Source organism: Streptomyces sp. NPDC030222 (assembly GCF_055573115.1).
In genome coordinates this window covers 110,303-125,005 of sequence record NZ_JBVICA010000020.1, presented here as the reverse complement: position 1 = coordinate 125,005, position 14,703 = coordinate 110,303, and the positions used below count along the sequence as shown (strand labels likewise).

The window sequence follows — 14,703 nt, the reverse complement described above, 5'->3', positions numbered from 1 at the left end:
AAGGGCCCGGAACCGCTCCCCCTCTCATGACCGGCCCCGTCCACCCCCGCGGTGGGCGGGGTCCGGCCATCCCTGCACACGGATCACCACTGGGGTGCTGACGCCACATCACTGATGTGGCTAACATCACGCCAGCGCGGCGATGTTGCCGCGCGGATCCCTCCCGTGACCTGAGAGTGACGGGGGAGCTACGGAGGTCCAGGATGGTGCCGGCGCAGGGGCAAAGAGGACGGAAGCTGCACATCTGGTCGATCCGTACGTCCTGGAACACCGTCGGCGACGGCGAGTTCTTCTGCCCCGACTGCGGCGGGGACCGCAACTACCGCCGCCGCACCGGCCGTCGGCGCTTCACCCTGCTCGGCGTCCCGCTGCTCCCGCGCGGTCTCGCCGGCCCCGTCGTCGAATGCGCCGCCTGCCAGAACCGCTTCGGGACGGACATCCTCGACCACCCGACCAGCACCCGTTTCTCCGCGATGCTCCGCGACGCCGTGCACACCGTCGCCCTCGCCGTCCTCGCCGCCGGAGGGACCTCGTCCCGCACCGTCACCTCGGTCGCCACGGCGACCGTGCGCTCCGCCGGCTTCGAGAACTGCACCGAGGAGCACCTCGTCGGCCTCGTCGAAGCGCTGGCCGCCGACACCGGCCGGCTCCCCGGGGCGTACGAGCCGCTGCCCGCCCCCGAGCCCTGCGGCACGGCCCTCGCCATCGAACTCCACGAGGCCCTTGAACCCCTCGCGCCCCACCTGGCACCCGCGGGGCGCGAGTCGATCCTCCTCCAGGGCGCCCGTATCGCCCTCGCCGACGGCCCCTACAGCCAGCCCGAACGCGATGTCCTGGCCATCATCGGCAATGCGCTCCGGCTCCGCGACGACGACACCGCCCGCCTTCTCGCCGCGGCCCGCACCGTCTCCTGACCATCCCGTCTCCTGACCGTACTGATTCCCGCCGTCTCTCCTTCCGCCACCCGGCACCCGCCCCGCTTGCCGTGCCCGGCATGCGATGGCGGCAGGCCGTCGGCGGTACGGGAGAATGGGCCCATGAGCCTGTTCCGCGACGACGGCATCGTGCTGCGCACCCAGAAGCTGGGTGAGGCGGACCGGATCATCACGCTGCTCACCCGCGGGCACGGGCGGGTACGGGCCGTGGCCCGCGGCGTCCGGCGGACCAAATCGAAGTTCGGGGCCCGGCTGGAGCCGTTCTCACATGTCGACGTGCAGTTCTTCGCGCGGGGGAGCGAACTCGTCGGGCGGCATCTCCCGCTGTGCACCCAGAGCGAGATCATCGCACCGTACGGCGGGCCGATCGTCACCGACTACGCCCGCTACACCGCCGGGACGGCCATGCTGGAGACGGCCGAGCGGTTCACCGACCAGGAGGGCGAGCCGGCGGTGCAGCAGTACCTGCTGCTGGTGGGGGCGCTGCGCACCCTCGCCCGGGGCGAGCACGCACCGAACCTGGTGCTCGACGCGTTCCTGCTGCGCTCCCTCGCCGTGAACGGCTATGCGCCGAGCTTCGGCGACTGTGCGCGCTGCGGCATCCACGGGCCCAACCGGTTCTTCTCGGTCGCGGCGGGCGGGGTGGTGTGCGGTGACTGCCGGGTTCCCGGAAGCGTCGTACCCTCTGCGGAGGCCATCGGACTGCTGAGTGCGCTGCTCACGGGGGACTGGGTGACGGCGGACGCGTGCGAGCCGAGGCATGTCAGGGAGGGGAGCGGACTGGTGTCCGCGTATCTGCACTGGCACCTGGAGCGCGGACTGCGCTCGCTGCGGTACGTAGAGAAATAACCGAGATCACCGAGATCACCGAGATCTTCCAGATCGGAGACGAAAGCGCATGGCAGTACGCGGATTCCTGGGCCGGTCCCGCCAGGAGTACAAGGCCCCCGAGCCGCACCCCTCCGGTGCCAGGCCGCCGAGGATCCCCGGCGAACTGGTGCCGAAGCATGTCGCGATCGTCATGGACGGCAACGGCCGCTGGGCCAAGGACCGCGGCCTGCCGCGCACCGAGGGGCACAAGGTCGGCGCCGAGCGCGTGCTGGACGTGCTGCAGGGCGCGGTCGAGATGGGTGTCGGGAGCATCTCCCTGTACGCCTTCTCCACCGAGAACTGGAAGCGCTCGCCGGACGAGGTGCGCTTCCTGATGAACTTCAACCGCGACTTCATCCGCAAGACCCGCGACCAGCTCGACGCGCTCGGCATCCGGGTGCGCTGGGTGGGCAGGATGCCCAAGCTGTGGAAGTCGGTGGCCAAGGAGCTGCAGATCGCCCAGGAGCAGACCAAGGACAACGACAGGCTCACGCTGTACTTCTGCATGAACTACGGCGGGCGCGCGGAGATCGCGGACGCGGCGCAGGCGCTGGCGGAGGACGTCAGAGCGGGCAGGCTCGACCCGGCGAAGGTCACCGAGAAGACGATCCAGAAGTACCTGTACTACCCCGACATGCCGGACGTGGACCTGTTCCTGCGGCCGAGCGGTGAGCAGCGCACCTCCAACTACCTGATCTGGCAGAGCGCTTACGCCGAGATGGTCTTCCAGGACGTGCTGTGGCCGGACTTCGACCGCCGTGACCTGTGGCGGGCCTGCCTGGAGTACGCCTCCCGGGACCGCCGCTTCGGCGGGGCGATCCCGAACGAGGAGCTGCTCAGGATCGAGGGCAGGCCGGCCGCCGACGGTCCGGCTGTCTGACCGGCTGTCCGACCGGTGGCCCGCCGCCGGGCGGCCGGCGGTTCGTCCGTCGGTTCGTCCGGCCCTTCCGGGTCCTGCCCTCGTAATTCCGCGAGGGCACCCGGAACGGGCCGGCACCCGGAGCCGCGGCGCGGGTCATCGTGCTGCCGTTGCCATTGGTGGTCGATGCGGCCGCAGACCGAACCGTCCGGTGCCGGCCGAACCGTCCGGTGCCCGCCGTCCCGCCGGCACGCCCGCGCGGGGCGATTACGATCACCGTTCATGACGGACCAGCTCATGACGGAGCGGCCACGGGCGCGGACGGTCGGTGTGGGGCGCGGCACGGGGGCCGGTGTGCTGCTCCTCGTGTCCGCGTTCCTCGTCGTTTTCAGTGTCGTCGGGTTCCGCGACACGCCGTTGCCGGACGTGTTCCCCGGCAGCCCGGACGATCCCGCGCCGGCGGTGCTGGGCGCGCTCGCGGCCGCTCTGCTGCCGCTCCTCGGTGCGGTGCTGCTGATGTGGCGCACGGGCTCCTGGGGGCGGGGAGTGACCCTCTTCCTTGCCGTGGCCGTGCTGGTGCCCCTGGTGACGGTCGGCTCCGTCGTGGTGGCGAGACAGCCCTGCTGGGAGGCGGAGGCCGTCGTCCAGCAGGACGACGGCTCCTACGCCTGCGGGGACCGCGCCTGAGCGCCGGCGGGGCCGGGGCCCGAGCCGGTTCGGCCGGGCCCGGCGCGGCCGGTCAGGCCCGTGCGTCCTCCGGGGCCGCCGCCGCGCACTCCGCGCAGGTTCCGAAGATCTCCACGGTGTGGGCGACGTTGACGTAGCCGTGCTGCTCGGCGATGGTCTCCGCCCACTGCTCGACCGCGGGGCCCTCGACCTCGACGGCCTTGCCGCAGACGCGGCAGACCAGGTGGTGGTGGTGCTCTCCGGAGGCGCAGCGGCGGTAGACCGCCTCGCCCTCGCTGGTGCGCAGCACGTCGACGTCGCCCGCTTCGGCGAGGGACTGCAGCGTGCGGTAGACGGTGGTCAGACCGACGGACTCACCACGGTGCTTGAGCATGTCGTGCAGTTCCTGCGCACTGCGGAACTCGTCCACCTCGTCCAGCGCCGCCGCCACGGCGGCACGCTGCCGGGTCGACCGGCCGCGCACGGGGGGTCCTGCAGTCGCCACAGGGTGCCTCCTCACAATCGCCCGCATTTCGTCGGGCCATTCTGCCAGGCCGTACGAGCGGCCCGGCCGGACTCGAGGTCCGCCGGTGCCGGTCAGACCTTGAGGTCGTCCCCCGCGGCGCCGGCCTCCGCGTGTTCCAGCGCGACGGCGGCTTCGGCCGCCTTCGCCTTCCGCCGGGCCAGCGGAGTCGCAAGGACCGTGAGGACCAGGAACGCGACGATGGCCAGCAGCACGATCGTGGCACCGGGCGGTACCTCCTGGTAATAGGAGGTGGTGATTCCGGCCAGCGACACGACGGTGCCGATGGCGACGGCCAGCGTGAAGCTCAGCCTGAAGGACCGCGAGATCTGCTGGGCGGCCGCGACCGGGACCACCATGAGTGCGCTGACCAGCAGCAGGCCGACGATGCGCATGGCGACGGTGACCGTGACCGCGGCGGTGACCGCGATCAGCAGGTTCAGGGCGCGCACCGGCAGGCCGGTGACCCGGGCGAACTCCTCGTCCTGGCTGACCGCGAACAGCTGCCGGCGCAGACCGACGGTGACGAGGACCACGAACGCCGCCAGCAGGCAGATCGCGACGACGTCCTCCTGCGACACGGTCGACAGCGAACCGAAGAGGAAGGACGAGAGGTTCGCGTTCGACCCGCCCGGCGCCAGATTGATCAGCAGCACGCCACCGGCCATACCGCCGTAGAACAGCATGGCGAGCGCGATGTCGCCGCGGGTGCGCCCGTACCAGCGGATCAGTTCCATGGTGACGGCGCCGGCGACGGAGACGGCCGCGGCCATCCAGACCGGGTTGGTGCTGAGCAGGAAGCCCAGGCCGACACCGGTCATGGCGACGTGGCCGATGCCGTCGCCCATCAGCGCCTGGCGGCGCTGGACGAGGTAGATACCGATGGCGGGCGCGGTGACGCCGACGAGGACGGCGGCGATGAGCGCCCGCTGCATGAAGGCGGTCTCGAAGATTTCCATGGTCAGCTCAGCAGTCCCGTGCGGACCGGCTCTTGGGCCGAGTGGGGGTGGACGTGGTCGTGGCCGGGCAGCGCGTGCTGTCCCACGGCCTCCGGAGGCGGGCCGTCGTACACGACGCAGCCGTCGCGCAGCACCACGGCACGGTCGATCAGCGGCTCCAGGGGGCCGAGTTCGTGCAGGACGAGCAGCACGGTGGTGCCTGCGGCGACCTGTTCGCGCAGGGTCGTCGCGAGGATCTCCTGGCTGGCGAGGTCCACGCCGGCCATCGGCTCGTCCATGATCAGCAGTTCGGGTTCGGCGGCGAGCGCGCGGGCGATCAGCACGCGCTGGTGCTGGCCGCCGGAGAGGGCGCTCACGGAGTCCTTGGCGCGTTCGCCGAGGCCGACGACCTCGATGGCGGCCCGGACGGCCGCCCGGTCTGCCTTGGACGGCCACCTGAACTTCGAACGGGACAGCCGTCCGGAGGCGACGACCTCGTGGACGGTCGCGGGCACACCGGACGCGGCGGTGGTGCGCTGCGGCACGTATCCGATGCGCGCCCAGTCCCGGAAGCGGCGCAGCGGGGTGCCGAAGAGCTCCACCTCGCCGGAGGTGAGGGGGACTTGTCCGATCGCGGACCGCACGGCGGTCGACTTGCCGGAGCCGTTGGCACCGAGCAGGGCGACGACTTCTCCGCCGCGGACGGTGAGGTCGACGCCGCGCAGCACGGGGCGTGAGCCGAGCGCGGCGGTGGCCCCGCGCAGGGATATGACGGGCTCACTCACGGGTGCCTCCAGGGGGCCTTTCACTTGGCGCCGAGGGCTTTCCGCAGCGCGGCGAGGTTGGACTCCATGACCTCGATGTAGTCATCGCCCTTGGACGTCTCGGTGATTCCCTCGAGCGGGTCGAGGACGTCCGTCTTCAGGCCCGTGTCCGCGGCGAGGGTCTTCGCGGTCCTGTCGCTGGCGAGGGTCTCGAAGAAGACGGTGGTGACCTTCTCCTTCTTCGCGGTCTCCTGGAGTTCCTTGATACGGGCAGGGCTCGGCTCGGACTCGGGGTCCAGGCCGGCGATGCCTTCCTGGTCCAGTCCGTACCGCTCGGCGAGGTAGCCGAATGCGGTGTGGGTGGTGATGAAGGTCTTGGTGGCGGTGTTCTTCAGGCCGTCGGCGAACCTGGTGTGGAGGGCGTCGAGCTTGGTGACCAGCGCGTCGGTGTTCTTCTTGTAGTCCGCGGCGTGGGACGGGTCGGCCTTCTCCAGGGCCTTGCCGACGCCCTTGGCGACCTCGGCGTACTTCACGGGGTCCAGCCAGATGTGCGGGTCGGCGGCGCCTGCCTCGGCCTCGGCGGGCTTCCCGTCGGTGTGCTCCTCGCCGGCGGGCTCCTCGCCCTCGTGTCCGTGGTCCTGGCCCGCGGTGGCGTGGTTCTCCAGCTTGGTGAGGGTCGCGACGTCGACGGTGTTCTTCACGCCGGCCTCGGCGATGGCCTGGTCGACGGCGGGCTGGATGCCCCTGAGGTAGACGATCAGGTCGGTCTCGCCGAGGCCGGCCGTCTGCTTCGGCGTGAGCTCCAGGTCGTGCGGCTCGACGCCCGGCTTGGTGAGTCCGGTGACGGCGACATGGTCGCCGCCGATCTGTTCGACGAGGTACTGCATCGGATAGAACGACGCCACGACGTCGATCTTGCCGCCGTCCTTCGCGTCGGTGCCGCCGGTGCCGGAGGAGCAGGCGGTCAGGGCGGTGAGGCCCAGAGTCACCGTTCCGGCGACGACGGCAGTGGATATCAGGCGGCGTGCGTTCATGACAGTCATTTTCAACAAAGGTGATAACGATTGTCAACAACGGTCCTCAGGGCAAGGAAAGGGCCACCGATTTGATCCGAGGGGTGCGGCCGCCGCTAGGCTGAAGCATTCGCTGCCGTCCGTTCGTAATGAAGAGAGCACCGTGGCCGCCGACAAGATCGAGACCATCGTCAGCCTGAGCAAGCGCCGTGGCTTCGTCTACCCCTGTAGTGAGATCTACGGCGGTCAGCGTGCCGCCTGGGACTACGGGCCGCTGGGCGTCGAGCTCAAGGAGAACATCAAGCGCCAGTGGTGGCGTTACATGGTCACGTCGCGCGAGGACGTCGTCGGTGTCGACTCCTCCGTGATCCTGTCCCCCGAGGTCTGGGTGGCCTCCGGTCACGTCGCGACTTTCACCGACCCGCTGACCGAGTGCACCTCCTGCCACAAGCGCTTCCGCGCCGACCACCTGGAGGAGGCGTACGAGGAGAAGCACGGCCGCCTCCCGGCCAACGGCCTCGCCGACATCAACTGCCCGAACTGCGGCAACAAGGGCCAGTTCACCGAGCCCAAGCAGTTCTCCGGCCTGCTCTCCACCCACCTCGGCCCGACCCAGGACTCCGGTTCCATCGCCTACCTGCGTCCCGAGACCGCTCAGGGCATCTTCACCAACTTCGCGGCCGTCCAGCAGACCTCGCGCAAGAAGCCGCCGTTCGGCATCGCGCAGATGGGCAAGTCCTTCCGGAACGAGATCACTCCGGGCAACTTCATCTTCCGCACCCGCGAGTTCGAGCAGATGGAGATGGAGTTCTTCGTCAAGCCGGGCGAGGACGAGCAGTGGCACGAGTACTGGATGGAGCAGCGCTGGAACTGGTACCGCGACCTGGGTCTCCGTGAGGAGAACATGCGCTGGTACGAGCACCCGCAGGAGAAGCTCTCCCACTACTCCAAGCGCACCGCCGACATCGAGTACCGCTTCCAGTTCGGCGGCAGCGAGTGGGGCGAGCTGGAGGGCGTCGCCAACCGCACGGACTACGACCTGAAGGCGCACTCCCAGGGGTCCGGCGCCGACCTGTCGTTCTTCGACCAGGAGGCCGGCGAGCGCTGGACCCCGTACGTGATCGAGCCCGCCGCCGGCGTCGGCCGCACCATGCTGGCCTTCCTGCTCGACGCGTACACCGAGGACGAGGCCCCGAACGCCAAGGGCGTCATGGAGAAGCGCACCGTGATGCGCCTCGACCCGCGCCTGGCCCCGGTCAAGGTCGCCGTCCTGCCGCTGTCCCGGAACCCGCAGCTGTCCCCGAAGGCCAAGGGCCTCGCCACGGACCTGCGGAAGAACTGGAACATCGAGTTCGACGACGCGGGCGCCATCGGCCGCCGCTACCGCCGCCAGGACGAGATCGGCACGCCGTTCTGCGTGACCGTCGACTTCGACACCCTGGACGACAACGCGGTGACCGTGCGCGAGCGCGACACCATGAAGCAGGAGCGCGTCTCCCTGGACCAGATCCAGTCCTACCTGGGCGGCCGCCTCCTCGGCTGCTGAGCCCGCACTCGGCGGCCGGGACACTCCCCCGGCCGCTGAGACCGGTGTCATACCGCGAAGCCCCCGGTTCCGGGTACGGGACCGGGGGCTTCGTTGGTTGACTGACGCCCATGGCCACCACCACGACCAAGGTCAGCCGCTGGGACCAGCACGGGCGCGAGCACACCGTGCGCCTCGGCCGCAACGGGGTGCGCCGCAGCCTCGTCTGCGGCACCTGCGACCTGCGCGCGTCCGCCTGGCGCACGGTCCGGGCCTCGGCGTGGCAGGACGCCGCCGAGGAGCATCTGGCCACCGCGCACCAGGCGACCGTCGACCCGGCCGCCCGGCGGAGCGTCAGGCGCTGAGGGCGCGCAGCAGCAGCGCGAGGACGGCGGCGAAGGCGTCGTCGATGGCGGGATCCGTCCAGTCCGCGGCGTGGGCCGGGTCATGGAACCGGTCCGTCGCGTCGAACACGGCACGGGCGGTCGTGGCGTGGTCCCGCTCCGGGGCGGCGAACTCGCCCTGCCGGTGACCGTCCTCCAGGATGCGGGCGAGCTGGCCGACCATATGGCCGATGTGGCGGTCGACCACCTCGCTGCTCTCGCCGATCAGCACCTCGTACGTGGCGAACAGTTCCGGGTCGTCACCGGCCTTGCGCCGCTTGGCCTCGAACAGCGTGGACAGCCAGCGGGTGAGCCGCTCGGCGGCTGGACCGGGCCCCTCCGCGATCGGGGTCAGCTCGCTCACGGCCCGCTCCAGCCAGCGTTCGGTCACGGCCTCGCGCAGCGCCGCCTTGGTGCGGAAGTGGCGGTAGACGCTGCCGTGGCTCACACCGAGGGAGCGGGCCACGTCGACGACCGTCGCCTTGCCCGGGCCGTAGCGGCGCAGCACCTCCTCGGTGGCTTCGAGGATGCGGTCCGGGGTGAGGGCTTCGGTGCTCATGGAAAGTGACCGTACCCGGCGGAACGGGCGGCTCAGTGCTCGCTGTCGAGATGCGCCATCTGCGCTGCGGGGTAGCGGTCGCCCGCCGCGGCCCCGGCCGGCACCGCCGCCTCGATCGCGGCGAGGTCGGCCGCCTCCAGGGTGACGTCCAGGGCGCCCAGCGCCTCGGTGAGCCGGTCGCGGCGGCGGGCGCCGACCAGCGGGACGATGTCCTCGCCGCGCGAGAGCACCCAGGCGATGGCGATCTGGGCGACGGTGACGCCCCTGTCCTCGGCGACCTTCCGTAGCGCGTCCACCAGGTCGAGGTTGTGCCGCAGGTTGTCGCCCTGGAAGCGCGGGCTCATCCCGCGGAAGTCGCCGGGCGCCAGCTGCCGGTCCCTGCCGAAGTGGCCGCTGATCAGCCCGCGGGACAGCACGCCGTACGCGGTGACGCCGATGCCCAGCTCCCGGGTGACGGGCAGGATGCGGTCCTCGATACCGCGCGAGATCAGCGAGTACTCGATCTGGAGGTCGGTGATCGGGGCGACGGACGCGGCGCGGCGGATGGTGTCGGGGCCCGCCTCGGAGAGACCGATGTGCCGGACGTGCCCGGCCTCGACGGCCTCGGCGATGGCGCCGACGGTCTCCTCGATCGGCACGTCCGGGTCGACCCGGGCGATCCGGTAGATGTCGATGTGGTCGGTGCCGAGCCGCTGCAGCGAGTAGGCGAGGAAGTTCTTCACGGCCTCGGGGCGGCCGTCGTAGCCGGTGAAGGCGCCCTCGACGGTGCGCAGCGCACCGAACTTCACGCTGGTCAGGGCCTGCTCGCGGAGGCCCGCGGGGGCGGTCCTCAGTGCTTCGTTGAGGAGCAGCTCGTTGTGGCCCATGCCGTAGAAGTCGCCGGTGTCGAGCAGGGTCACGCCCGCCTCCAGGGCGGCGTGGACGGTGGCGATGGATTCGGCGCGGTCGGCTTCGCCGTAGAGGGCGGACATGCCCATGCAGCCGAGGCCGAGGGCGGACACCCGGGGGCCGCCGGTTCCGAGGGTTCGGGCGGGGATGGTCATCGGATTCCTCCTGGGAGTGGGGTCCTGCCCGTCCGGCAGGGCCCTGCCGCATCCACCATGACATGACGACTGACAGATTTCAATGTCTGTCATCCTTTTCCCGTGCGGTCCGTGGGACCGCGCCGCGGATACGGGACAATGGACGGATGCCCACCTTCTCCGCGCTCTCGATCGGCCCGCACACCGTGCAGCCCCCGGTGGTCCTCGCCCCCATGGCCGGGATCACGAACGCCCCGTTCCGGACCCTGTGCCGCGAGTTCTCGGGCGGCAAGGGGCTCTTCGTGAGCGAGATGATCACCACCCGGGCGCTGGTCGAGCGCAACGAGAAGACCATGCAGCTGATCCACTTCGACGCGAGCGAGACCCCGCGCTCCATCCAGCTGTACGGAGTCGACCCCGTGACGGTCGGCAAGGCGGTCCGGATGATCGTGGACGAGGACCTGGCCGACCACATCGACCTGAACTTCGGCTGCCCCGTGCCGAAGGTGACCCGCAAGGGCGGCGGCTCGGCGCTCCCGTACAAGCGGAACCTGCTGCGGGCGATCCTGAACGAGGCGGTGTCGAACGCCGGGGGCCTGCCGGTCACCATGAAGATGCGCAAGGGCATCGACGACGACCACCTCACCTATCTCGACGCCGGGCGGATCGCGGTGGACGAGGGTGTGACGGCCATCGCCCTGCACGGGCGGACCACGGCCCAGCACTACGGGGGCACGGCGGACTGGGACGCGATCGCGCGGCTCAAGGAGCACGTCCCCGAGATCCCGGTGCTGGGCAACGGCGACATCTGGTCGGCCGGGGACGCCCTGCGGATGATGCGCGAGACCGGCTGCGACGGCGTGGTCGTGGGCCGCGGCTGCCTGGGGCGGCCGTGGCTGTTCGGCGACCTGGTGGCTGCCTTCGAGGGCACGGGCGCCCCGCACGCGCCGTCCCTGCGCGAGGTCGCGGACGTCATGCTGCGCCACGCGCGCCTGTTGGGGGAGTGGATCGGCGACGAGTCCCGCGGGGTGATCGACTTCCGTAAGCACGTGGCCTGGTACCTCAAGGGCTTCTCCGTGGGGTCGGAGATGCGCAAGCGCCTGGCGGTCACCTCTTCCCTGGACGAGCTGGGTGCTCAGCTGAGCGAGCTGGACCTGGACCAGGCGTGGCCGTCCGGCGCGGACGGGCCCCGGGGCCGGACCTCGGGCAACAACCGGGTGGTGCTGCCGGACGGCTGGCTGAAGGACCCGTACGACTGCGCGGCGGTCGGCGAGGACGCGGAGCTGGACACGTCAGGGGGCTGAGCAGGGCCGGCGGGAACTCCGCGACCTGGTCCGGATGCTGAAAACCGGTCGGTCTGGCAGCGTGATTCTCGCCACCCTTGATAGGTGTGGCGCTCAGATGAGCACTTCACGGGCGACTGCATCTCTAGAAGGGGTGGCACTGAGTGCCACCCCTTCTGTCTTCATAGGTTGAAAACAACTGTTGGTAACCTCCGCTCATGTGAGCGCAAATCCGGGTTAGGGAGGGTGGGGTGATTCAAGGAATGAAGGAGGTCTTGGGGAGCGCTTTACTCTCGAAGACTTTCGATCTGCTGGCAGACGAGTGGTTAAGGCCTCATGACGCGCAAGTGGACGTACCCAGACACCTTCGATCTGGGTAAGTTCCTCGCCGTCAGGGCAGCCACCCGAGCCTCGAGGAGTCGAGACCCGTGTCGGAAAACAAAGATCAGAAGTTCGTATACGACTTCACCGAGGGCAACAAGGACCTCAAGGACCTTCTCGGTGGCAAGGGCGCGAACCTCGCGGAGATGACCAATCTCGGCCTTCCCGTCCCTCCCGGCTTCACGATCACGACCGAGGCGTGCAAGGTCTACCTCGACAGCGGCGAGGAGCCGGTGGCACTCCGTGACGAGGTCACCGCCCACCTCGAGGCCCTCGAGCAGAAGATGGGCAAGAAGCTCGGCCAGGCCGACAACCCCCTCCTCGTCTCGGTCCGCTCGGGTGCCAAGTTCTCCATGCCCGGCATGATGGACACCGTCCTCAACATCGGCCTCTCGGACGCGTCGGTGGAGGGCCTGGCCGCCCAGTCCGACAACGAGCGCTTCGCCTGGGACTCGTACCGCCGTCTCATCCAGATGTTCGGCAAGACGGTGCTCGGCGTCGACGGCGAGCTCTTCGAGGAGGCCCTCGACGACGCCAAGGCCGCCAAGAAGGTCACCGTCGACACCGACCTCGACGCCGCGGACCTGAAGAAGCTCGTCAAGCAGTTCAAGAAGATCGTCAAGGCCCAGGCCGGCCGCGAGTTCCCGCAGGACCCGCGCGAGCAGATGGACCTCGCCATCAAGGCCGTCTTCGACTCCTGGAACGGCGACCGCGCCAAGCTGTACCGCCGCCAGGAGCGCATCCCGCACGACCTCGGCACCGCCGTCAACATCTGCTCCATGGTGTTCGGCAACCTCGGCCCGGACTCCGGCACCGGTGTCGCCTTCACCCGTGACCCCGCCAGCGGCCACCAGGGCGTCTACGGCGACTACCTGCAGAACGCGCAGGGCGAGGACGTCGTCGCGGGCATCCGCAACACCGTGCCGCTCGCCGAGCTGGAGAAGATCGACAAGAAGTCGTACGACCAGCTGATGCAGATCATGGAGACCCTCGAGACGCACTACAAGGACCTGTGCGACATCGAGTTCACCATCGAGCGCGGCCAGCTGTGGATGCTGCAGACCCGCGTCGGCAAGCGCACCGCCGGTGCCGCCTTCCGCATCGCCACCCAGCTCGTCGACCAGGGCCTGATCGACGAGGCCGAGGCCCTGCAGCGGGTCAACGGCGCCCAGCTCGCCCAGCTGATGTTCCCGCGCTTCGACGAGTCGGCGAAGATCGAGCAGATCGGCCGCGGCATCGCCGCCTCCCCGGGCGCCGCCGTCGGCAAGGCCGTCTTCGACTCCTACACCGCCGTCAAGTGGTCCCGGTCCGGCGAGAAGGTCATCCTGATCCGCCGTGAGACCAACCCCGACGACCTGGACGGCATGATCGCAGCCGAGGGCATCCTCACCTCGCGCGGCGGCAAGACCTCCCACGCGGCCGTCGTCGCCCGCGGCATGGGCAAGACCTGTGTCTGCGGTGCCGAGGAGCTCGAGGTCGACACCAAGCGCCGGCGGATGACCGTCCCGGGCGGACACGTCGTCGAGGAGGGCGACGTCGTCTCCATCGACGGCTCCACCGGCAAGGTCTACCTCGGTGAGGTCCCGGTCGTGCCGTCCCCGGTCGTCGAGTACTTCGAGGGCCGGATGCACGCCGGCGCCGACGACGCCGACGAGCTGGTCGCGGCCGTCCACCGGATCATGGCCTACGCCGACCGGGTACGCCGCCTGCGCGTACGGGCCAACGCCGACAACGCCGAGGACGCCGCCCGCGCCCGCCGCTTCGGCGCCCAGGGCATCGGCCTGTGCCGCACCGAGCACATGTTCCTCGGTGAGCGCCGCGAGTACGTCGAGCGCCTGATCCTCGCCGACACCGACGAGGAGCGCGAGGAGTCCCTCGAGGCCCTGCTGCCCCTCCAGAAGAAGGACTTCGTCGAGCTGTTCGAGGCGATGGACGGCCTGCCGGTCACGGTGCGGCTGCTCGACCCGCCGCTGCACGAGTTCCTCCCGGACATCACCGAGCTGTCCGTCCGCGTCGCGCTCGCCGAGGCCCGCAAGGAGACCCACGAGAACGAGCTGCGGCTGCTCCAGGCCGTGCACCGGCTGCACGAGCAGAACCCGATGCTGGGCCTGCGCGGCGTCCGCCTCGGCCTGGTCATCCCCGGCCTGTTCACCATGCAGGTCCGGGCGATCGCCGAGGCCGCGGCCGAGCGGAAGAACGCCAAGGCCGACCCGCGCGCCGAGATCATGATCCCGCTCGTCGGCACCGTCCAGGAGCTGGAGATCGTCCGCGAGGACGCCGAGAAGGTCATCGCGGAGGTCGAGGCCGCGACCGGCGTCGAGCTGAAGCTCGCGCTCGGCACCATGATCGAGCTGCCGCGCGCCGCCGTGACCGCCGGCCAGATCGCCGAGGCCGCGGAGTTCTTCTCCTTCGGCACCAACGACCTCACCCAGACCGTGTGGGGCTTCTCCCGCGACGACGTGGAGGCGAGCTTCTTCACCGCGTACCTGGAGAAGGGCATCTTCGGCGTCAGCCCGTTCGAGACCATCGACAAGGACGGCGTCGGCGCCCTGGTCCGCAGTGCCGTGGAGGCCGGCCGGGCCACCCGCCCCGACATCAAGCTCGGCGTCTGCGGCGAGCACGGCGGCGACCCGGAGTCGGTGCACTTCTTCCACGAAGTGGGCCTCGACTACGTCTCCTGCTCGCCGTTCCGGATCCCGGTGGCGCGCCTGGAGGCGGGCCGTGCGGCGGCGCAGTCCTCCGGCAGCGACAGCCGGTAGCAGACCCACCGGAGCCACTCCCCGCCTCCCGGGCGGGGACCCGCCGGTCCATCCGGACCCTCACCGGACCGGCGGAAGGCTCCGGTCAACCCGAAGCGGCGGCACCTTGTGCGGGGTGCCGCCGCTTCCCGTGTGTATGCCATACGTCCGTGCCGCCCGCGGGTGTCACCCGCGTCTGCCGATCGTTCATGCTGCGTACACCGTCTAATCCCGGGCCCGGTTG

14 protein-coding genes are annotated in these 14,703 nt (G+C 70.2%); 8 read left to right on the top strand and 6 right to left on the bottom strand.

Annotation, left to right across the window (positions count from 1 at the left end; translation table 11 throughout):
- Positions 1 to 203: 203 nt before the first annotated feature.
- The 4 genes from ACZ4Z5_RS25980 to ACZ4Z5_RS25965 all read left to right on the top strand — a co-directional run bounded on the left by ACZ4Z5_RS25980 (position 204) and on the right by ACZ4Z5_RS25965 (position 3,351).
- A complete protein-coding gene (locus tag ACZ4Z5_RS25980) occupies positions 204 to 914 on the top strand; it encodes a TerB family tellurite resistance protein (RefSeq protein WP_468266754.1) in 711 nt (236 codons plus the stop codon).
- 123 nt (positions 915 to 1,037) lie between these two features.
- Positions 1,038 to 1,784: a DNA repair protein RecO gene (gene recO / locus ACZ4Z5_RS25975; RefSeq protein ID WP_468266752.1), complete on the top strand. Its 747-nt coding sequence runs from the start codon at positions 1,038 to 1,040 to the stop codon at positions 1,782 to 1,784.
- A gap of 49 nt (positions 1,785 to 1,833) precedes the next feature.
- Positions 1,834 to 2,685 (top strand): isoprenyl transferase, encoded by an 852-nt coding sequence (locus tag ACZ4Z5_RS25970; RefSeq protein WP_468266750.1) that lies wholly within the window; start codon positions 1,834 to 1,836, stop codon positions 2,683 to 2,685.
- A gap of 261 nt (positions 2,686 to 2,946) precedes the next feature.
- Positions 2,947 to 3,351 (top strand): hypothetical protein, encoded by a 405-nt coding sequence (locus ACZ4Z5_RS25965; RefSeq protein WP_468266748.1) that lies wholly within the window; start codon positions 2,947 to 2,949, stop codon positions 3,349 to 3,351.
- Between the two features lie 52 nt (positions 3,352 to 3,403).
- On the opposite strand, the gene ACZ4Z5_RS25960 is transcribed toward ACZ4Z5_RS25965, so the two are convergent.
- The 4 genes from ACZ4Z5_RS25960 to ACZ4Z5_RS25945 all read right to left on the bottom strand — a co-directional run bounded on the left by ACZ4Z5_RS25960 (position 3,404) and on the right by ACZ4Z5_RS25945 (position 6,589).
- The gene (locus ACZ4Z5_RS25960; protein WP_468266746.1) at positions 3,404 to 3,835 is read right to left on the bottom strand and encodes a Fur family transcriptional regulator; all 432 of its coding nucleotides are present in this window, start codon (positions 3,833 to 3,835) and stop codon (positions 3,404 to 3,406) included.
- A 92-nt stretch (positions 3,836 to 3,927) separates the two neighbouring features.
- Positions 3,928 to 4,812: a metal ABC transporter permease gene (locus tag ACZ4Z5_RS25955; RefSeq protein ID WP_468266744.1), complete on the bottom strand. Its 885-nt coding sequence runs from the start codon at positions 4,810 to 4,812 to the stop codon at positions 3,928 to 3,930.
- A gap of 2 nt (positions 4,813 to 4,814) precedes the next feature.
- Positions 4,815 to 5,576: a metal ABC transporter ATP-binding protein gene (locus tag ACZ4Z5_RS25950; RefSeq protein ID WP_468266742.1), complete on the bottom strand. Its 762-nt coding sequence runs from the start codon at positions 5,574 to 5,576 to the stop codon at positions 4,815 to 4,817.
- A 20-nt stretch (positions 5,577 to 5,596) separates the two neighbouring features.
- Positions 5,597 to 6,589 carry a metal ABC transporter substrate-binding protein gene (locus ACZ4Z5_RS25945; protein ID WP_468266740.1) on the bottom strand — a complete coding sequence of 331 codons (993 nt, stop codon included), beginning with the start codon at positions 6,587 to 6,589 and terminating at the stop codon, positions 5,597 to 5,599.
- A 142-nt stretch (positions 6,590 to 6,731) separates the two neighbouring features.
- Here ACZ4Z5_RS25945 and ACZ4Z5_RS25940 point away from each other — a divergent pair, with 142 nt between their 5' ends.
- Together ACZ4Z5_RS25940 and ACZ4Z5_RS25935 are read left to right on the top strand one after the other, a co-directional pair.
- Positions 6,732 to 8,114 (top strand): glycine--tRNA ligase, encoded by a 1,383-nt coding sequence (locus ACZ4Z5_RS25940; RefSeq protein WP_468266738.1) that lies wholly within the window; start codon positions 6,732 to 6,734, stop codon positions 8,112 to 8,114.
- A 110-nt stretch (positions 8,115 to 8,224) separates the two neighbouring features.
- Positions 8,225 to 8,458 carry a hypothetical protein gene (locus tag ACZ4Z5_RS25935; protein WP_468266736.1) on the top strand — a complete coding sequence of 78 codons (234 nt, stop codon included), beginning with the start codon at positions 8,225 to 8,227 and terminating at the stop codon, positions 8,456 to 8,458.
- On the opposite strand, the gene ACZ4Z5_RS25930 is transcribed toward ACZ4Z5_RS25935, so the two are convergent.
- Together ACZ4Z5_RS25930 and ACZ4Z5_RS25925 are read right to left on the bottom strand one after the other, a co-directional pair.
- Positions 8,448 to 9,035 carry a TetR/AcrR family transcriptional regulator gene (locus ACZ4Z5_RS25930; RefSeq protein ID WP_468266734.1) on the bottom strand — a complete coding sequence of 196 codons (588 nt, stop codon included), beginning with the start codon at positions 9,033 to 9,035 and terminating at the stop codon, positions 8,448 to 8,450. The genes ACZ4Z5_RS25935 and ACZ4Z5_RS25930 overlap by 11 nt on opposite strands.
- A gap of 32 nt (positions 9,036 to 9,067) precedes the next feature.
- On the bottom strand, positions 9,068 to 10,078 hold the full coding sequence (locus ACZ4Z5_RS25925) for an aldo/keto reductase (protein WP_468266732.1): 1,011 nt from the start codon (positions 10,076 to 10,078) through the stop codon (positions 9,068 to 9,070).
- Positions 10,079 to 10,224: 146 nt separating this feature from the next.
- On the opposite strand from ACZ4Z5_RS25925, the gene dusB reads away from it, so the two are divergent.
- Both dusB and ppdK read left to right on the top strand, forming a co-directional pair.
- Positions 10,225 to 11,361: a tRNA dihydrouridine synthase DusB gene (gene dusB, locus ACZ4Z5_RS25920; protein WP_468266730.1), complete on the top strand. Its 1,137-nt coding sequence runs from the start codon at positions 10,225 to 10,227 to the stop codon at positions 11,359 to 11,361.
- Positions 11,362 to 11,768: 407 nt separating this feature from the next.
- Positions 11,769 to 14,480 carry a pyruvate, phosphate dikinase gene (gene ppdK, locus ACZ4Z5_RS25915; protein WP_468266728.1) on the top strand — a complete coding sequence of 904 codons (2,712 nt, stop codon included), beginning with the start codon at positions 11,769 to 11,771 and terminating at the stop codon, positions 14,478 to 14,480.
- The last annotated feature ends 223 nt before the right edge of the window (positions 14,481 to 14,703 follow it).